The organism is Pseudomonas sp. BIC9C (assembly GCF_034541995.1).
In the GTDB taxonomy this organism is placed as follows: domain Bacteria; phylum Pseudomonadota; class Gammaproteobacteria; order Pseudomonadales; family Pseudomonadaceae; genus Aquipseudomonas; species Aquipseudomonas fluorescens_CC.
In genome coordinates this window covers 487,335-505,958 of record NZ_JAWDGM010000002.1, presented here as the reverse complement: position 1 = coordinate 505,958, position 18,624 = coordinate 487,335, and the positions used below count along the sequence as shown (strand labels likewise).

The window sequence follows — 18,624 nt, the reverse complement described above, 5'->3', positions numbered from 1 at the left end:
GTAGGAGCGAGCCTGCTCGCGATGGGCGTTAACGATGACGCGGGCAATCTGAATGCCCGCGTCGCCTCGCCGTTCATCGCGAGCAATCGAGCGTCGACCGGCTGCTCCTATAGTTGTTTTGCGGTGTCAGAGTTGGCCGTCGCGATCGCGGAAGCCCAGCAGATACAGCACACCATCCAGCCCCAGCGTCGAAATCGCCTGCTTGGCCGATTGTTTGACCAGCGGCTTGGCGCGGAAGGCCACGCCCAACCCGGCAATCGCCAGCATCGGCAGATCGTTGGCACCATCGCCGACCGCAATGGTCTGCTCCAGGCGCAAGCCTTCCTTGTGTGCCAATTCCTTCAACAAATCCGCCTTGCGCTGTGCATCGACAATCGGCTCGATCGCCACGCCGGTGACTTTGCCGTCGACCACTTCCAGCTCGTTGGCGAACACGTAGTCGATGCCCAGTTTGGCCTGCAATTGCTTGGCAAAGTAGGTGAAGCCGCCCGACAGAATCGCGGTCTTGTAGCCCAGGCGCTTGAGTTCGGCGAACAGGGTTTCAGCACCTTCGGTCAGGCGCAGCGAGGCGCCGATGGAATCCAGCACATTGACATCCAGCCCTTTGAGCAAGGCCAGACGCTCTTTGAAACTGGCGCGGAAATCCAGCTCACCGGCCATTGCCCGCTCGGTGATTTCCGACACCTTGTCACCCACGCCGGCCGCCTTGGCCAGTTCATCGATCACTTCGGCTTCGATCAGCGTCGAGTCCATGTCGAACACCGCCAGGCGACGGTTGCGACGGAACAGCGAATCTTCCTGGAAGGCGATGTCGACGTTCAGTTCCTGGGCAACGCTGAGGAATTCCGCACGCAGCGCCTGCGGATCAGCCGCCTCGCCACGCACGGAAAACTCGATGCAGCCCTTGCCCTTGTCGGCAGGGGTGTCCAGCGGCATGCGCCCGGAAAGACGGTCGATGTGGTCGATGTTCAAGCCATATTTGGCGGTAATCGAGCTTACGGCCTGCAACTGCCCGGCTGTCACCTTGCGGGTCAACAGGGTCACGATGTGGCGCTTTTTGCCCTGGTTGCCGACCCACTGCTGGTAATCCTGTTCGGATACCGGCGTGAAACGCACCTGTTGATCGAGCTCATAGCCCTTGAACAGGATGTCCTTGAGCACGGACTTGCCTTGCTCGGTGTCAGGAATTTCAACCAGGATGCCGAACGACAAGGTGTCGTGGATCACCGCCTGACCGATGTCGAGAATGTTCACACCACCCTGGACCAGAACGCCGGTAATGGCCGCAGTCAGACCCGGACGGTCGACTCCCGTGATGTTTATCAGGACGATTTCGCGCAAGGCGCACCCCCGCAGGTGGAAAAAAACCGCATTCTACCCACTTTCAGTGACCATCGGGCACCGTGAGCGCTTTGACGGTCTAGGGCCTGTCGCTATACTGCGCGTCAACTTCACGGACAAAAGAGCCGAGCTCAAGTGAACCGGCCCACGCCAGTAAAAACCGACAACTTCTTCCTGCTGATCTTCCGGGCACTGCGCCACCGCCGTGTACCGATTGCATTGCGCATCGCCAGCCATAACGTGATCCTGGTCGCCCTGGCCCTGGTCATCTATGCCGGTGTGATGGGCTTGCAGTTCAAGCAGGCCATGCACGAGCAGGCGGATGCGCTGGGCGAAAGCCTGACCACGCAGACGGCCACCTCGGCCACCGAGCTGTTGGTGTCCAACGACATCCTCAGCCTCAACGTGCTGCTCAACAACCTGACCAAGAACAAGCTGGTGGCCCACGCCGCCATCTACAGTCCGGACAACCGCATCCTTGCCGAGTCCGGCCAGCGCCCCAAGCATGGCCTGCTGGGCGAAGCCGAGGGCATGTACCAGAGCAAGATCACCTTCCAGGACGTGACCGCCGGGCAATTGCGCATCAGCCTGGACATGGACCAGTTCCAGCAGCCGATGACCATCAGCCTGCAAAGCATGGGCATCCTCAGCGCCATCCTGCTGGCGCTGTCTTTGGCCTTGAGTCTGCGCATGGGGCGTTATCTCTCCACGCCGCTGCTGCAATTGCGGGTATGGCTGCGCAATATCGATGAATACACCCCGGCCACCGACCGCCAGGACGAGATCGGTGACCTGGCGCGTCAGCTGCACGCCAACTTCGCCCCGGAGCCCGCCCCTGTGCCGGAACCGGAGCCGGAATTCGACGACGTCGATGACGAAGCCGACCCGGCCTTCGAAGTGCGTAACCTGCGCGATCCGAGTTTCGACGAGAGCCGCCCGGTAGCGGCGCTCAAGCCAGCGCCACGGCAGATCGTCAGCACCGTCGAAGACGACGATGATGAAGACCCGTTCGCCGATCTGCGCGACGAGTCACTGGGCAGCAACCCACAACCGGTCATTCGCCGGGCCACTCCGAGCGTGCCGCAACACAGCGCGGTGCTGGCAGTGCAACTGGGCTCCCAGGAACAACTGCGACGCCTGCCGCGAGCACGTCTGGAAGAACTGCTCGAACGCTATCGCGACTGCCTCGATCAGGCCGCTTCGCTGTATCAGGGCGAAGTGGAGACCTTGAACGATGGCAGCACCCTGATGCTGTTCCACACCGAAGACAGCGGCGACGATTACCTGACCAACGCCATTTGCTGTGGCGAACTGCTGCGGGCCCTGGGCCACCAGTTGCAGATCGAAGTCGCGGACAGCGGCATCACCCTGCAATTGCAGCTGGGCCTGACCCTCGGCGAAGAACTGTTCGGCCTGAGCCAGATCGACCTGCTGCTGACCGACTCCGCACAGGACGCCCTGGCCCTGTCGCAACACAGCCGCAACCTGCTGCTGGTGGAACGCAAGATCAGTGATGACGCGTTGATCCGCCAGCGCGCGCGGATCCGCCCGATTGCCAGCCCTGAAGGTGCGTGCTGCGTGGAACGGTTGATGGAACCGTATCCGTCGATGCTTGAACGGCAACTGGCGCGGATGCACGAACGCCGCGCGTAGGAGCTGCCAAAGGCTGCGATCTTTTAGCCTTTGAACCCGGAAGCCCGCAAACGAGTGATCGTCTGCGGGCTTAATGAGATGGTCAGCCTGACCGAGAAGCCCTGCAGGTTTACGCTTGCAGGGCTTTTCTCGTTTTCGGCGGAGGATCTCTCATGAACACGATGACGCTTCTCGGTATCGACATTGGAAAACACAGTTTCCACCTGCACGGCCAGGACGCCAAAGGTCATCAGGTTTTACGCAAGAAAACCAGCCGCGCTCAGTTGCTCAGCACATTGGCCCAGCTGCCGGCCTGTACGGTGGTGATGGAATCGTGCGGTGGCGCCCATTGGCTGGCTCGACAGATCGGTGCAATGGGCCATGAGGTGAAGCTGATCGCCCCGCAGTACGTAAAACCATTCGTCAAAGGCAACAAAAACGACTTCATTGATGCCGAAGCGATTTGCGAGGCGGCGAGCCGCCCCGCGATGCGCTTCTGCTCGATCAAAACCCAAGAGCAGCAAACGCTTTCAGCGCTGCACCGTGTCCGCGAATCATTGATTGGCCATCGCACTGTCGCGACCAATCAGATTCATGGCTTTCTGCTGGAGTTCGGGATCAGCCTGCCTATTGGCGTTATTGCGTTGCACCGCGTGCCGGCGCTGCTGGACGATCCACAACACCCCGTTCCTGTGCGCTTGAAGGGCGTGGTGATGCGTCTTTATCGTCAAATTCAACAGCTCAATGATGAAATCAAGGACATCGAGTCCGACCTGAAGCAGCAGCTGAAAGAAGACGATGCCGGGCGTCGTTTGCAGAGTATTCCAGGCATCGGCCCGATCACTGCCAGCGCAGTACTGGCGGATGTGGGCGATGCGTCGAACTATCGAAGTGGACGCGACTTTGCCGCTTCATTAGGACTGGTGCCGAGGCAGTATTCAACGGGAGGGAAAACAGTGCTATTGGGGATCAGCAAGCGTGGCGACAAGCACATACGCCAACTGCTGGTGCAGGGCGCGCGAGCCATCATGCGTTATATCGACAAGCGGGAAGATGCCCTGGGGCCTTGGGTTCGAGAACTGCTGACGCGCCGACATTCCAATGTCGTAGCGTGCGCGTTGGCCAACAAACTGGCGCGAATCGTGTGGGCGGTACTGGCCAAAGGCGGCCAGTACGACCCACATCCGAACGCTTGAACGTACAGCTTTATCACCGGCTTTTGCGACGTCACTGACTGATGACAGTAAACGGCAAACGGCCCGACTGAGGACCTGGCACAAAATTCAGCTTTAGAGGCTGAGGGCTTTTTCAGGACAGTCGGGAGCGGCTACTCATCGAGGGCCGAGCGTTGTTACAGCAACGCTCACCATGAGCCCGAATACATTAGCGCAAGCCAGCTTTACCGAAAACAACCAATGAGGTTGCAGGAGATGGGCTGACCATACATTTTTGTTGCCTGTCTTGCCCGCGAAGAGGCCGGAACTGACGCTAAAGATCTCCAACCTGTAGAAACAACAAAGCCCGCATCAATGCGGGCTTTGTTTCAAATCCATCCAGACTCAGAAGCGGAACACTTCCATATCCGTACGAATAGGCGCGGCCATCGGGATCTTCGGCTGCTTTTCCTGTTCTACCGCAGGTGCTGTCGCCTTGGCTGCCGCCGGCTTGCGCGGGACTTCGGCGATCGGCGGCTGATTGGCCAGAGGCTTGATTGCCACCGACAGTTGCTCGGCCAGGCGTTGCAACAACACGCCCTGCGCCTGGACCTGAGCCGCCGTACTACCGGCATGCTGTTCCTGCAAATGGATGATGCGGTTGTCGCGGACCTGCCCGCGACGGTCGATCAGGCGCCATTGCGCGTCGAGGATCGCCGGTTGTTTTTCACCCGAATCCAGGCGCGTGATGGTCAACAGCACCTGAACGTCCGGGGTGAAACCCACTGTCGCCGGGGCCAGCACTACGCGCTGGCTGTCCAGGCGACCCGAGACCTGACGCAGCAGCAACTGATCGATATCCGACGAAAGGCTGCCGGCCCAACGACCGTCGGTCGAGGCTTGCAGGCTGCCATCCGGCTGACGCTGCAACAGGGTTTCGCGTTGCAGGTAGTCGGCCACGGTGACCGGGCCCAACAATACCGCCATGCCTGCGTTCTGTGCAGGCTGAGCCGGATTTCCAGCATCCAGCTGGTACAACGACACCGGTTGGTGAACGCTGCAACCCGCCAGGCCAAGTACGCCGGCGAGCATGAGAATAAAAGGAAGGCGCAGAGCAGTCATCGTCCCATCCAGGTGATCGCCAAAAGGCTGACCACAGTGAAAATACTCAACAAATATTAAAAATGCGCGGCTACGCCGACGCTTGAAAGGCCATATCATCCGTGAATATGCGTTCCGACTCCAGCGCAAAGCGCCGAACTACGGGTTAAATCGTAGTTCGGCGCTTCCAGGGGGCGTTCTCGCCTAGTTTCACCACCGCGTTGTCGCCTTAAAGCGGGCTAGGCAAGGCGGAGGCCGCAGGTAATGGTTGTTCCCTTTCCAAGGCCTCCAACGCAGCCTGGCCCGCTTTAAGGCACAACCCGAAGGGCCGGGCCTGCTGTTGTGCAGGGCTGTGTTGCTCGAAGCTTATTTGGAATGACCAAACCTCGCTTCTCGCGCCTTGCCCTGCTCAACAGCAGACCCGGCGCGGTGGTGAAACTAGTCGAGAACGCCCCCAGGTCGCCTAATTGAGGTTTTCGACAAGCAGCGCATCTACCCGCTGGAAACCACGCGGCAACTTGTTGCCCCGACGACCGCGTTCACCCTTGTAGTGTTCGAGGTCGTCCGCTTTCAGCGACAAGGTACGTTTCCCGGCCTGCAACACCAGTGTTGCACCGTCCGGCAATACGGCGATGTCCGTCACATACTCTTCGCGACTGGCCACTCGTTCACCAGGAATCCCGATGATCTTGTTGCCTTTGCCCTTACCTAATTGTGGCAGGTCGCTGATCTTGAAGATCAGCAGGCGACCTTCGGTCGTCACCGACGCCAGCCAGTTCTGCTCACGATCGGCCACGGGACGCGGCAGCATGACCTTGGCATTGTTCGGCAGGCTCAACAAGGCCTTGCCCGCCTTGTTCTTGGCCTGCAGGTCTTCACCCTTGACCACGAAACCGTAACCGGCGTCGGAGGCGATCACGTACAGCGCATCGTCTTCCGGCATCAGCACACATTCGAAACTCGCCCCTGGCGGCGGCGTCAGGCGACCGGTCAGCGGTTCGCCCTGGCCACGGGCCGACGGCAAGGTGTGGGCGGCCACCGAATAACTGCGGCCGGTGGAGTCGATAAACACGGCAAACTGGTTGGAGCGCCCGGCTGCCAACGCCTTGAAACCGTCCCCGGCCTTGTAGGAAAGCCCGGTGGCATCTATCTCGTGGCCTTTGGCGGAGCGAATCCAGCCTTTTTCCGACAGCACGACCGTCACTTTCTCGTTCGGCAGCAGATCGTGCTCGGTCAGGGCTTTGGCCTCGGCGCGCTCGACAATTGGCGACCGGCGGTCATCACCATAGGTTTCAGCGTCCTTGATCAGCTCGCTGCGCACCAGTTTTTTCAGCTTGGCTTCGCTGCTCAGCAGAGCTTGCAGCTTGGCTTGTTCCTTGAGCAGTTCATCCTGCTCGGCACGCAGCTTCATCTCTTCCAGCCGCGCCAACTGACGCAGACGGGTGTCGAGGATGTAGTCGGCCTGGATTTCGCTCAGGGCGAAGCGTTCGATCAGCCTGGCCCGTGGAAACTCCTCGGTGCGGATGATGTGGATCACTTCATCCAGGTTGAGGTAGGCAATCAACAAGCCGTCCAACAGGTGCAGGCGACGCTCGACCTTGTCGAGGCGGAATTGCAGGCGACGACGCACGGTCTGCACCCGGAACTCCAGCCACTCGACCAGCAACGCGCGCAGGTTTTTCAGCTGCGGCTTGCCATCCAGGCCGATGATGTTGATGTTGACCCGGTAGCTCGACTCCAGCTCGGTGCTGGCGAACAGGTGCTGCATCAGCGCATCGTGGTCGAAGTTTTTCCGGGCACCCGGGATGATCACGATCCGGCACGGGTTTTCGTGGTCGGACTCGTCACGCAGGTCGGCAATTTGCGGCGCCTTGGACGGCTTGGCCTGCATCATCGCGGCGATCTGTTCCAGCACCTTGGCGCCCGAAACCTGATGCGGCAGCGCGGTGACGATGATGTCGCCGTCCTCGATGTGATACACGGCGCGCATGCGCACGGAACCGCGGCCGGTTTCGTAGATTTTCAGCAGGTCGGCGCGCGGAGTGATGATTTCCGCTTCGGTCGGGTAGTCCGGGCCCTGGATGTGTTCACAGAGCTGTTCGACCGTGGCCTTGGACTCGTCGAGCAAGCGCACGCAGGCGGTGGCGACTTCGCGCAGGTTGTGTGGCGGAACGTCGGTGGCCATGCCCACGGCGATACCGGTGGTGCCGTTGAGCAGAATGTTCGGCAGACGGGCAGGCAAGACCAGCGGCTCGTCCAGCGTGCCGTCGAAGTTTGGCCCCCAGTCCGCCGTGCCTTGGCCCAGTTCACTGAGCAGTACTTCGGAATAACGCGACAGCCGCGCTTCGGTGTAACGCATGGCGGCGAAGGACTTGGGATCATCCGGCGCACCCCAGTTGCCCTGACCGTCGACCAGCGTGTAGCGATAGCTGAACGGCTGGGCCATCAGCACCATGGCTTCGTAGCAGGCCGAGTCACCGTGGGGGTGGAACTTACCGAGCACGTCACCGACGGTACGCGCCGACTTCTTGTGCTTGGAATCGGCGTCCAGCCCCAGCTCGCTCATGGCGTAGACGATACGTCGCTGTACCGGTTTCAGGCCGTCGCCGATATGCGGCAAGGCACGGTCCATGATCACGTACATGGAGTAGTTGAGGTAGGCATTTTCGGTGAAGTCAGCCAGTGACCGGCGTTCTACACCGTCCAGGCTGAGATCAAGGGAGTCGCTCATGCGGGCCTCATCGGTTCGTTGTCTGGCGCAGCAGCATGGTGCCACCGCGCTGGGTAAATTCAAGTTTGTTCAGTGCGCTCATGCCGAGCAGCACCTGATCGCCATGCAGCCCCGGGGCCACCAGTGCGCGTACATCCCGCAGCACGATGTCGACCAGTTGCAGGCGTTCGATACGAGTGCGATAGCCCTGGCTCAGGCCATTGGCCGTGCTCAGGGTCACGCCGAATCCTTCTTCGAGCTTCAAGCGCCTGGCCAGGTCCGCCGGGATCGACACGTCGGTCGCCCCGGTGTCGAGCATGAAGTCCACCGGCTGGCCGTTGATCTGGCCGCTGGCGACGAAATGCCCTTGTACATTGCTGACCAGTTTCACCTCAATGAAACCTTCGCCCTGCTCCGAACTGACCACCACGTTCGGATTTTGCTGGCGCGCTTCCCACTGGCCGAAAAACCGCGTGGCCAGAAACAGCGCCGCACACCAGGCCAGCACCATAAACACCCGGCCGATGCGCTGCCCCGGCGATTGTTGCTTCACAACCTGGCACTCCAGCCACCTTCCGGTGCAGCGAAACGCCAGACCACCGGACGCGCTTCACCATCGGCGCGCGGACCGAAGTTATTATCGACACCGATCCAGGCGCCATCGGCATCCACGATCAACGCTTCTTCCAGTCCGTAGTTCTGTGGATAACGACGGTTGTCCTGCAACAACTCGGCGGCGTACGACCAGCAGCGCTCGACCTTGGCCGTCTGCGAATCCCGGCGACAGATCTGGTAGGCATTGCGCTCAAGGGTGAACAGCTTGCCGTCGAACAGCGACAGGTCAGAGAAGTCCCGCGGCACAGCTTTGGCGTGGGGAAACTGCTCGGGCTGCATTTCCATGCCCGCCTCGCTCAGCAGTACGCAGCCACCGTCGCAATCCCACACCGTCTGTTTGCGCTTGATCATCAGCAGTCCACGACCTTGACGTTCGGCGGCGAGCCACATCTGATCGCCCGCCGGATTGATCGCCAGCCCTTCGAACAGTGCGTTGAATTGCAACAACAGACCACTGGCCCGCGCCTCGCGAACCAGCATCGGCGAAATCTTCAGCCAGGAGGCCGGCCCCGTTGGCGGCACTTGCAGGACAGCGGCATGGCCCTCACTGACCACGTAACGATTACCGACGCCGTCGCAGGTGATGCCCTCGAAGTCCAGATCGCCGCCACGCACGAACGAAGCCCCCCAGACACGAGACTTCAGCCCCCAGGGCAAGCCGCTGTCAGGCACCGGGGGTACATCAATGTGCACCGCTTCGGCCTGCCAGGCAGATTCGCGGGTATCCAGGCGATAGATCTGATCATCATCGCGGTCGGAAACCGCCCACAGATCATTGCCGCACTGCGCCAGCCCGGACAGGTTGCCGCCGCGCATGCCGTCCACGACATGCCCGGACAACAGGCGCAACTGTGGCGCCGGCCCGGCGGTGACCGTGAACGATGTCAGCAGCAACCCGCAGGCCAGGGCAAAGCCCAGACGCATCAGCCCAGAACCTCGGCCAGGTTGCCCTTGGACTCCAGCCAGGTCTTGCGGTCACCGGCGCGTTTCTTCGCCAGCAGCATGTCCATGATTTCCGCAGTCGCCTCGAAATCATCCAGAGTAAGCTGCACCAGGCGCCGGGTGTTCGGGTCCATGGTGGTTTCACGCAGCTGCGGCGGGTTCATTTCACCAAGCCCCTTGAATCGCGTGACCTGCGGCTTGCCGCGCTTCTTCTCGGCCACCAGGCGATCAAGAATGCCATCGCGTTCGGCTTCATCCAGGGCGTAGTAGATTTCCTTGCCCAGGTCGATGCGGTACAGCGGCGGCATGGCCACGTAAACGTGACCGGCATCCACCAGCGCGCGGAAATGCTGGACGAACAAGGCGCACAGCAACGTCGCGATGTGCAGACCGTCGGAGTCGGCGTCGGCGAGGATACAGATCTTGCCGTAGCGCAACTGGCTCATGTCGGCCGCGCCCGGATCGACACCGATGGCCACCGCGATGTTGTGCACTTCCTGGCTGGCCAGCACTTCGCTGCCGTCGACTTCCCAGGTGTTCAGGATCTTGCCGCGCAGCGGCAGGATCGCCTGGAACTCTTTGTCCCGCGCCTGCTTGGCCGAGCCGCCGGCGGAGTCACCTTCCACCAGGAACAGTTCGGAACGCATCGGGTCCTGCCCGGCACAGTCGGCCAGTTTGCCCGGCAGCGCCGGGCCTTGGGTAATGCGTTTACGCTCGACCTTCTTGCTCGCCTTGAGGCGACGGCCGGCGTTGTTGATCGCCAGTTCCGCCAGCAACATACCGGTTTCCGGATTGGCGTTGAGCCACAGGCTGAACGCATCCTTGACCACACCGGAGACAAACGCCGCCGCCTCACGGGACGACAGGCGCTCCTTGGTCTGGCCGGAGAATTGCGGTTCCTGCATCTTCATCGACAACACGAAGGCAATGCGCTCCCAGACGTCCTCCGGCGCCAGCTTCACGCCGCGTGGCAACAGGCTACGGAATTCGCAGAACTCGCGCATGGCGTCGAGCAGGCCCTGACGCAAACCGTTGACGTGGGTACCGCCCTGAGCCGTAGGGATCAGGTTGACATAGCTTTCCTGGACCGCGTCGCCACCTTCCGGCAGCCACAGCAGCGCCCAATCCACCGCTTCCTTGTTACCGGCCAGACTGCCGCAGAACGGCTCGTCCGGCAGGCGCTCGAATTCGCTGACCGCATCCACCAGGTAAGAACGCAGGCCGTCTTCGTAATGCCACTCGACTTTCTCGCCGGTGGCCTTGTCTTCAAAGCTGACCAGCAGCCCCGGGCACAACACGGCCTTGGCCTTGAGCACGTGCTTGAGGCGGCTGATGGAGAATTTAGGGGAGTCGAAGTATTTCGGATCCGGCGCGAAGAACACGCTGGTACCGGTGTTGCGCTTGCCGACAGTGCCGACGATTTCCAGCTCGGTGGCCTTGTAGCCATCCTTGAAGGTCATCTGGTATTCGTTGCCGTCACGCTTGACCCGTACCCGCACTTCGGTGGACAAGGCGTTGACCACGGAAATGCCCACCCCGTGCAAACCGCCGGAGAACTGGTAGTTCTTGTTGGAAAACTTGCCACCCGCGTGGAGTTTGGTAAGGATCAACTCGACGCCCGACACGCCCTCTTCCGGGTGGATGTCGACCGGCATGCCACGTCCGTCGTCGCTGACTTCCAGCGAGTGGTCGGCGTGCAGGATGACCTGTACCGATTTGGCGTGGCCGGCCAGGGCTTCGTCGACACTGTTGTCGATGACTTCCTGGGCGAGGTGGTTCGGCCGACTGGTGTCGGTGTACATGCCGGGGCGCTTGCGCACCGGGTCGAGGCCCGAGAGGACTTCGATGGCGTCTGCGTTATAAGAGCTAGCGCTGGGAGTGGCCATGGGGTCTCGTCGTCAGTGTTGCGTGAAAAAAGAAATCCATGAAAACAGGCATCGCATCAAAGCGATGTGAAATCAATTGCCTGATACAAATCAGCGCCAATGCCGGCAAAACTCAGCATGGCCGGCAATCGCGAGGCAAAACCCTGGAAACTGTGGTCACCGCCGGCCTGGATACGCAAGGCACATGCCCGGTAATACTGCTGGGCGAGGCGATAGTCCAGCGTTTCGTCTGCCGTCTGCAACCACACCTGATAGCGCTGCGGATCCCGGGGCGCCGGCACTTCCAGTTCGGCCAGGGCCGCCACGTGGTCGTGGGTCAATTCCCAGGCCTCTTCGGTATACAGGTTTTTCTGTGTCCCCAGATAGCCGTCGAACATCCGGTGCGGGCTGACGGCAGGGTTGATCAACAGGGCTTTCAAGCCAAGGCGCTCGGCCAGGTGAGTGGCATAGTAGCCGCCGAGCGAGCTGCCGACCAGCAGTGGCCGCCCCAGTTCGGCAATCGCCCGCTCCAGTTGCGCAATAGCCTGGCGCGGGTGATGGTGCAGTGCCGGAACGCGCAAATGTTCGCTCAGGCCCAGACGCTCCATCACGTCGATCAACTGGCAGGCCTTCTTCGACAACGGCGAGCTGTTGAAGCCGTGGATATAAAGGATCGAACCGGACATTTGAGCTCCCTGTGCGTCGGCTAAAGAGGCGGAGTTTACAGGGACTCGGGGGAATCGGGGATATCCACAAAATTCAGGCCGCCTGAACGGACGCCATCGCGGGCAAGCCCGCTCCCACAGGGACCTGAGGCGCTCAAATACCCCCGTGGGAGCGAGCTTGCTCGCGATGGTCGCGCCTCGGTTTCTGGAAATGAAAGAGCAATCAGTAACCGTTGGAACCGTAATCCACGGTGAAATCGAACCCCGTGACCCGTTCAACACCCGTTTCCAGCCGTCCATCGGGCAGCAGTCGCAACCAGCGATACCCCGGCGCTTGCTCTCCGACCTTGAAATCCTCGCTGCCCGGCTCGAACTGGATGCAGGTCGAGGGCGAGGCGAGCAGACGCACGCCGTTACGCAATTGGTCGATTTCCTGATGCACATGCCCCCACAACACCGCGCGCACCTGTGGAAAACGGTCCAGCACGGCGAACAGCGCCTCAGGATTGCGCAAGCCGATCGGTTCCATCCAGGCACAACCAATGGACACCGGATGATGGTGGAAGCACACCAGATGATGGCGTTCCGACGCTTCACTCAACGAGCGGGCGAGCAACTGCAACTGTTCGTCCTGCAAATAACCCGGCACAGAGCCTGGCACCGCCGAATCGAGCAACGTGACTCGCCAGTTGCCGATATCCACCACCGGTTCGAGCAGAGCACTCTGCACCGCCGCCTCGGCCATGATCTGCGGCTCATCGTGATTACCGGGAATCCAGCGCGCCGGCGCAGCGAGCTGGCGCGTCAGGTCGCGAAATTGCCGGTAGGACTCCAGCGTCCCGTCCTGGGACAGATCACCCGTGGCCAGGATCAAGTCAATCCGCGGCTGTTGCGCGCGCACCAGGTCGATGACCTTTTGCAGGCTGTCGCGGGTGTTCATGCCCAGCAACGTGCGGTCCGCTTCGGCAAACAGATGGCTGTCGGAGAGTTGCACCAGCAACGCCGGATCGGCGGTGGTCAATGTGGATACGCTCGGCAAGGCGTTCTCCCAGGGCGTGATCACGGAGATGGGTAGATACCGCAATTATGCTGGGGGATGACTAAAAGGGGAAACTGTTGAACCTGACGCAGTTCACAACTGCGTTGCTCAATTACCGGACAACTGCGTACTCATGCCCCAGCGCCAGGCAATGGCTCAGCCATTCACCCAGAAACATGTTCAGTTGAGCCTTTTCGTCCGGTTGGTGCATCGAGGCGTTCGGGTAAGGATAGATGCCGCGAAAGCGTCGCGCATGTTCGGCGCTGACCACTTCGGCCATGCGCGCGTCGTGATAGACCTGCACTTCCAGCTGCGGCACCGGCAGCCACGGCAGGCTGTGTTCCTGACGCACTTGCAGAGTCGTGGTGTAAGGACAGGTCAGCAACACTTCCAGCGCCAGCACACCCAGCATCTGGTCGCCATGGGTCACGGCGATGCGCCGCGCGGCAGGCTCGCTGCGCATGTCCGGCAGCAGTCGCATCAGGCGCGCGTAGTTCGCCTCGCAGGACGCTTGCAGCCCCACCAGGTCCACCCGATAGCGATCGCGCAGCTTGTTTACGACCATAACCCCCTCACTTCAACGCGGTTCAAAGCCAGCCATTGCAAGGCAATGATGCTCGCCGCATTGGCAATACGCCCGTCGCGCACGGCTTGCAGGGCATCATCGAAAGCCCAGACCGTAACGCGGATGTCTTCTGCCTCTTCTTCCAGCCCATGCAGGCCGCCCACCCCGGTAGTGTCACAGCGCCCCAGGTACAAATGCACGAATTCGTTGCTGCCACCCGGTGATGGAAAGTATTTGAGCATCGGCCAGAGCGCCCCGATTACAAGCCCAGCTTCCTCCTGCGCTTCGCGGTGAGCAACTGCTTCCGGTATTTCATCCTTGTCGATCAGACCAGCGACCAGTTCGATCAGCCAGGGATTGTCGGTCTTGCCCATGGCACCGACGCGAAACTGCTCGATCAGCACCACTTCATCGCGCTGCGGGTCGTAAGGCAGCATGCATACCGCGTCATGGCGAACGAACACTTCACGATTGATTTCGCGGCTCATGCCCCCGGCGAACAATTCGTGGCGCAAGTGCACGCGTTCGAGTTTGTAGAAGCCCTCGTAGCACTTTTCGCGCCGCACGATATCAACGGCGGTCGGAATGGCGTTGGCAAAATCCGTCATGACAATCCTCTTTTACTGCAAATCCTGTCCGAGGCTCCTTTTTTCCTGGGCCTCGACTTCGCGCCATCCTAACGCGCCCGTGACATTTGATGCAGCCCCTTTCCCGTCAGCGGGATGGACGGTGAGGGCGAAACCCACTCTAATTAGCTTAGTGGCGAACTGATTGCTTTGTTGAGAGTCGAAGCCGGTATCTTTTTGCCTTCCCCTGTTTCAGAAAGGACGCACATGTCGCTTTTCAAAATCGCCTCCGTGGCCGCTATCGCCCTGACCCTGGGCGCTTGCGCGAGTCTGTTCCAGCCCAACTACCGGACGCCGCTGGAAACCACCCGCGACGCTTCCGAGCAGCTCAAGCCAGGTTGCAGCAACCCGGATTGCCCACTGGTCAACATCGACACCCTGCACTTCCCGGCCGAGCCGCAACTGGACGGCATCATCGAAAAACGCCTGCTGCAGATGGCCCGCACCTCGCCCGACACGCCGGTCGCCCCGACCCTGGCGGCCTATCGCGAAGAGTTTTTGCGCACCGCCGGCCCGCGCAACAGCAGCTATCTGCAAGCGAAGGTACGTGAGCAGCATGACGGCTTGGTGATCGTCGAATTATCCAGCTACCTGGACACCGGCGGTGCCCATGGCACGCCAGGCCGAGGTTTTATCAACTATTCGCGCCAGCAACATAAAGTGCTGACGCTGTCGGACATGCTGGTGCCAGGGCAGGAAGAAGCGTTCTGGAAAGCGGCGCAGGTGGCGCACAACAGCTGGTTGATCAGCACCAAGCTCGATCAGGAACCAGAGTTCGTGAAGAGCTGGCCGTTCCAGAAAACCCGGAACGTGGCGCTGACCTACGGCGGGGTGATCCTCAAGTACGAAACCAGCAGCATTGCGCCTTACGCGCTGGGCCATGTCGAACTGAAGATCCCCTACCCTCGCCTGAACGGCATCATCAAACCCGAGCTGTTTCCCGGCCGTAGCTGAAGGCAGCACCCAGCATAAGCTGCAGCAACCCTGCCAGAACCAGCGCCGGCAGGGTGGCGCCGACATCCGGGTACAGGTTGGCCAGCAAATGGTAGGTGCTGATTCCGCCCAGCCAGGCGAGCAGCGCCGGCCAGCGCAGTGCAGTTGAGGCGACCTGGCCACTGCGCCTGCGCAGGATGAAGTGGTCCACCAGCACCACGCCGAACAACGGCGCAAACACCGAACCGATCAGCAGCAGGAAGTTCTGGTACTGGGCCAATGGCGCCAGCAGAGCAATCAACGTACAGATAACGCCGATAGCCAGGGCCAGATGCTCGACTTTGGCGCGCAACAGAATCCCGCTGGACACCGCCGCCGAGTGAATATCGGCAAAGGCGTTTTCCGATTCATCCAAAAGAATCAGCAACAGCGGAATCCCCAGGCCAGCCCCGGCCAGAGCCAACAGCAAGGCATTGACTTCACCGCTCGGCGCGAACGCCAGGGTGTAGGCCACGCCCAGGCTCATCAGCCAGAAATTGCCGATGAAGAAACCGATGGCGGTGCCACCGAAGACGTTTTTCGCCCGCTTGCCGAAGCGCGAGTAGTCGGCAATCAGCGGCAACCACGACAGCGGCATGGCAATGGCGATGTCGAATCCCACGGCAAACGGCATCGAACCGTCACCGGCCTGGGCCCACAACGCAGCCAGGTCAGCCTTGGCGAACAGGTTCCAGGTCAGCCAGATGCACGCGGCCAGCAGCAGCCAGATGCCCCATTTGCGCAGGATCTGCCGGACGAAAGTCAGCGGACCGCTGACAGCCAGCAAGGTCGCCAGTGCGCCGAAGAACAGGGTCCACAGCATTGGATTCGACAGCAGGCTGCCTTCGCTGAAGGCTTTGGCGCCCAACAGACTGGCGGCATCGCGCATGACGATGATTTCGAACGAACCCCAGCCAATCAGTTGCAGCAGGTTCAGCACCGCCGGCAGGCTCGCGCCCTTGGTACCCAGGCTGAGCTTGAGCGCGGCCATCGACGACAGGCCGGTATCGCTGCCGATCACACCGACCGCCGCCAGCAGCAGAACGCCGACCAGGGTGCCGAGAAAAATCGCCAGCAACGAACCGGACAGGCCCAGGCCTGGCGCGAGCAAGGCACCGGTCTGCAACACCATCAGGCCGATGCCGAGGGAGAACCACAGGGAAAACAGATCGCGACCGCCGAACACACGCTTGTCGGTCGGCACCGCGATATCGGGGGAGTAAGTGCTGGGTTGAATGCTCAAGGTGTTATCTCAGAGGGACATTTGTTGTTGTGTAGATCGCTTTCGCGAGCAGGCTCGCTCCCACATTGAATCTGTGTTGTTCACAAATCCCTGTGGGAGCGAGCCTGCTCGCGAAGAGGCCCTTTCAGGCCTCACCTTTTCAGGTCAGATCAAACTTTCTGGTACAGCTGACTACCTTCCTGCTTGAAGCGCTCGGCCTGTTCCGCCATGCCTTTGGCGACGTCCACGTCGACCGCTTCGATCCGTTGGTTGGCCGCATATTCGCGGACTTCCTGGGTGATTTTCATCGAGCAGAACTTCGGCCCGCACATCGAGCAGAAATGCGCGACCTTGGCCGAATCCTTCGGCAGGGTTTCATCGTGGTACGAGCGGGCGGTGTCCGGATCGAGGCCCAGGTTGAACTGGTCTTCCCAGCGGAACTCGAAACGCGCCTTGCTCAAGGCATTGTCGCGGATCTGCGCACCCGGATGCCCCTTCGCCAGATCGGCGGCATGCGCGGCGATCTTGTAGGTGATGATCCCGGTCTTCACGTCATCCTTGTTCGGCAGGCCCAGGTGCTCCTTCGGCGTCACGTAGCAAAGCATGGCGCAGCCGAACCAGCCGATCATCGCAGCACCGATGCCGGAGGTGATGTGGTCGTAGCCCGGCGCAATGTCGGTAGTCAGTGGGCCGAGGGTGTAGAACGGCGCCTCGTCGCAGCATTCGAGCTGCTTGTCCATGTTCTCTTTGATCAACTGCATCGGCACGTGGCCCGGGCCTTCGATCATGCACTGCACGTCATGCTTCCAGGCAATCTTGGTCAGCTCGCCGAGGGTTTCCAGCTCGCCGAACTGCGCCTCGTCGTTGGCGTCGGCAATCGAGCCCGGACGCAGGCCATCGCCCAGCGAGAAGCTGACGTCGTAGGCCTTCATGATTTCGCAGATGTCTTCGAAATGGGTGTAGAGGAAGTTCTCCTTGTGGTGTGCCAGGCACCACTTGGCCATGATCGAACCACCACGGGAGACGATGCCGGTGACGCGCTTGGCGGTCATCGGTACGTAGCGCAACAGCACGCCGGCGTGGATGGTGAAGTAGTCGACACCCTGCTCGGCCTGTTCGATCAGCGTGTCACGGAACAGCTCCCAGGTCAGGTCTTCGGCCACGCCGCCGACTTTTTCCAGGGCCTGGTAGATCGGCACGGTACCGATCGGCACCGGCGAGTTGCGGATGATCCACTCGCGGGTTTCATGGATGTGCTTGCCGGTGGACAGGTCCATGACCGTGTCCGAACCCCAGCGAATGCCCCAGGTCAGTTTCGCCACTTCTTCTTCGATGGACGAACCCAGGGCGCTGTTGCCGATGTTGCCGTTGATCTTCACCAGGAAGTTACGGCCGATGATCATCGGTTCCAGTTCGGTGTGGTTGATGTTGGCCGGAATGATCGCGCGGCCGCGGGCGATTTCGTCACGGACGAATTCAGGGGTGATGATTTTCGGCACGCTGGCGCCGAAGCTGTGGCCGGCATGTTGCTGGTCCAGCAGGCCGGCGGCGCGGGCCACTTCCAGCTTCATGTTTTCGCGGATGGCGACGTATTCCATCTCGGCGGTGATGATGCCTTTGCGCGCGTAGTGCATCTGGCTGACGTTGGCCCCCGGCTTGGCGCGGCGCGGGTTGTTGACGTGAGCAAAGCGCAGCTTGGTCAGCTCCGGATCGGCAAGGCGCTCCTGGCCGAAATTCGAGCTCAGGCCGCTCAGGCGCTCGGTGTCGCCACGGGCTTCGATCCACGGCGAACGCACATCGGCCAGACCTTTGCGCACATCGATGATGACATTGGGGTCGGTGTACGGGCCCGAGGTGTCGTACACCACCACCGGCGCGTTGACCTCGCCACCGAAGTCGGTCGGCGTCACGTCCAGGCTGATTTCGCGCATCGGCACGAGGATGTCCGGGCGAGTGCCCTGAACATAGATTTTTTGCGAGCGGGTAAAAGGCTGAACCGATTGCTGATCGACCTTGGCCGAGTCACTCAGGTTGGTTTCGATTTTTGCTTTTGTAGTCATCACGGGCTCTCCAGACAGCATCCAGGCAGTGGATTTTTGTCGGAGCGAACCTGTAAACGAATGGACGCACGGGCGCTGGGAAAACCAGCTGTGCTGTGCTCAGTGCTCGAGGGGT

Annotated in this window: 15 protein-coding genes; 3 read left to right on the top strand and 12 right to left on the bottom strand. The window is 60.9% G+C overall.

What is annotated here, in order from left to right:
- Positions 1–126: 126 nt before the first annotated feature.
- Positions 127–1,341, bottom strand: a complete 1,215-nt coding sequence (gene serB / locus RS887_RS12250; protein WP_322615597.1) for a phosphoserine phosphatase SerB — start codon at positions 1,339–1,341, stop codon at positions 127–129.
- A 135-nt stretch (positions 1,342–1,476) separates the two neighbouring features.
- Here serB and RS887_RS12245 point away from each other — a divergent pair, with 135 nt between their 5' ends.
- Both RS887_RS12245 and RS887_RS12240 read left to right on the top strand, forming a co-directional pair.
- Positions 1,477–2,994 (top strand): AhpA/YtjB family protein, encoded by a 1,518-nt coding sequence (locus RS887_RS12245; RefSeq protein ID WP_322615596.1) that lies wholly within the window; start codon positions 1,477–1,479, stop codon positions 2,992–2,994.
- A gap of 152 nt (positions 2,995–3,146) precedes the next feature.
- Positions 3,147–4,169 (top strand): IS110 family transposase, encoded by a 1,023-nt coding sequence (locus RS887_RS12240; protein ID WP_322615595.1) that lies wholly within the window; start codon positions 3,147–3,149, stop codon positions 4,167–4,169.
- Positions 4,170–4,532: 363 nt separating this feature from the next.
- Here the strand turns inward: RS887_RS12240 and RS887_RS12235 are convergent, their stop codons facing one another.
- The 9 genes from RS887_RS12235 to RS887_RS12195 form a co-directional block, all read right to left on the bottom strand.
- On the bottom strand, positions 4,533–5,249 hold the full coding sequence (locus RS887_RS12235; RefSeq protein WP_322615594.1) for a PqiC family protein: 717 nt from the start codon (positions 5,247–5,249) through the stop codon (positions 4,533–4,535).
- Between the two features lie 442 nt (positions 5,250–5,691).
- Positions 5,692–7,959, bottom strand: coding sequence for a DNA topoisomerase IV subunit A (gene parC / locus RS887_RS12230; protein ID WP_322615593.1), 2,268 nt, complete (start codon positions 7,957–7,959; stop codon positions 5,692–5,694).
- 7 nt (positions 7,960–7,966) lie between these two features.
- Complete coding sequence (locus tag RS887_RS12225; protein ID WP_322615592.1) at positions 7,967–8,491, bottom strand: retropepsin-like aspartic protease family protein; 525 nt, start codon at positions 8,489–8,491, stop codon at positions 7,967–7,969.
- The gene (locus RS887_RS12220) at positions 8,488–9,477 is read right to left on the bottom strand and encodes an esterase-like activity of phytase family protein (protein WP_322615591.1); all 990 of its coding nucleotides are present in this window, start codon (positions 9,475–9,477) and stop codon (positions 8,488–8,490) included. Before RS887_RS12220 ends, RS887_RS12225 begins: the two co-directional genes overlap by 4 nt.
- The gene (gene parE / locus RS887_RS12215) at positions 9,477–11,381 is read right to left on the bottom strand and encodes a DNA topoisomerase IV subunit B (protein WP_111284233.1); all 1,905 of its coding nucleotides are present in this window, start codon (positions 11,379–11,381) and stop codon (positions 9,477–9,479) included. The genes RS887_RS12220 and parE overlap by 1 nt, the downstream gene beginning before the upstream one ends.
- 56 nt (positions 11,382–11,437) lie before the next feature.
- On the bottom strand, positions 11,438–12,046 hold the full coding sequence (locus RS887_RS12210) for a YqiA/YcfP family alpha/beta fold hydrolase (protein ID WP_322615590.1): 609 nt from the start codon (positions 12,044–12,046) through the stop codon (positions 11,438–11,440).
- A gap of 202 nt (positions 12,047–12,248) precedes the next feature.
- On the bottom strand, positions 12,249–13,064 hold the full coding sequence (cpdA, locus tag RS887_RS12205) for a 3',5'-cyclic-AMP phosphodiesterase (RefSeq protein WP_322615589.1): 816 nt from the start codon (positions 13,062–13,064) through the stop codon (positions 12,249–12,251).
- A gap of 112 nt (positions 13,065–13,176) precedes the next feature.
- Positions 13,177–13,629 carry a DUF1249 domain-containing protein gene (locus RS887_RS12200; protein WP_111284227.1) on the bottom strand — a complete coding sequence of 151 codons (453 nt, stop codon included), beginning with the start codon at positions 13,627–13,629 and terminating at the stop codon, positions 13,177–13,179.
- Positions 13,620–14,237, bottom strand: coding sequence for an NUDIX domain-containing protein (locus tag RS887_RS12195; protein WP_322615588.1), 618 nt, complete (start codon positions 14,235–14,237; stop codon positions 13,620–13,622). The genes RS887_RS12200 and RS887_RS12195 overlap by 10 nt, the downstream gene beginning before the upstream one ends.
- Positions 14,238–14,462: 225 nt before the next feature.
- Here RS887_RS12195 and RS887_RS12190 point away from each other — a divergent pair, with 225 nt between their 5' ends.
- Positions 14,463–15,209 carry an RsiV family protein gene (locus RS887_RS12190; RefSeq protein ID WP_322615587.1) on the top strand — a complete coding sequence of 249 codons (747 nt, stop codon included), beginning with the start codon at positions 14,463–14,465 and terminating at the stop codon, positions 15,207–15,209.
- On the opposite strand, the gene cytX is transcribed toward RS887_RS12190, so the two are convergent.
- Positions 15,178–16,470: a putative hydroxymethylpyrimidine transporter CytX gene (gene cytX / locus RS887_RS12185; RefSeq protein WP_322615586.1), complete on the bottom strand. Its 1,293-nt coding sequence runs from the start codon at positions 16,468–16,470 to the stop codon at positions 15,178–15,180. The two genes, RS887_RS12190 and cytX, sit on opposite strands and share 32 nt — an antisense overlap.
- Positions 16,471–16,619: 149 nt before the next feature.
- On the bottom strand, positions 16,620–18,509 hold the full coding sequence (gene thiC / locus RS887_RS12180) for a phosphomethylpyrimidine synthase ThiC (RefSeq protein WP_322615585.1): 1,890 nt from the start codon (positions 18,507–18,509) through the stop codon (positions 16,620–16,622).
- Positions 18,510–18,624 lie beyond the last annotated feature (115 nt).

Excerpts from the sequence above, each read along its gene's own strand:
- RS887_RS12200 (WP_111284227.1), bottom strand. The coding sequence starts at position 13,629 with ATGGTCGTAAACAAGCTGCGCGATCGCTATCGGGTGGACCTGGTGGGG.
- thiC (WP_322615585.1), bottom strand. The coding sequence starts at position 18,509 with ATGACTACAAAAGCAAAAATCGAAACCAACCTGAGTGACTCGGCCAAG.
- RS887_RS12235 (WP_322615594.1), bottom strand. The coding sequence starts at position 5,249 with ATGACTGCTCTGCGCCTTCCTTTTATTCTCATGCTCGCCGGCGTACTT.
- parC (WP_322615593.1), bottom strand. The coding sequence starts at position 7,959 with ATGAGCGACTCCCTTGATCTCAGCCTGGACGGTGTAGAACGCCGGTCA.
- RS887_RS12220 (WP_322615591.1), bottom strand. The coding sequence starts at position 9,477 with ATGCGTCTGGGCTTTGCCCTGGCCTGCGGGTTGCTGCTGACATCGTTC.
- RS887_RS12195 (WP_322615588.1), bottom strand. The coding sequence starts at position 14,237 with ATGACGGATTTTGCCAACGCCATTCCGACCGCCGTTGATATCGTGCGG.
- RS887_RS12210 (WP_322615590.1), bottom strand. The coding sequence starts at position 12,046 with ATGTCCGGTTCGATCCTTTATATCCACGGCTTCAACAGCTCGCCGTTG.
- RS887_RS12240 (WP_322615595.1), top strand. The coding sequence starts at position 3,147 with ATGAACACGATGACGCTTCTCGGTATCGACATTGGAAAACACAGTTTC.
- parE (WP_111284233.1), bottom strand. The coding sequence starts at position 11,381 with ATGGCCACTCCCAGCGCTAGCTCTTATAACGCAGACGCCATCGAAGTC.
- RS887_RS12190 (WP_322615587.1), top strand. The coding sequence starts at position 14,463 with ATGTCGCTTTTCAAAATCGCCTCCGTGGCCGCTATCGCCCTGACCCTG.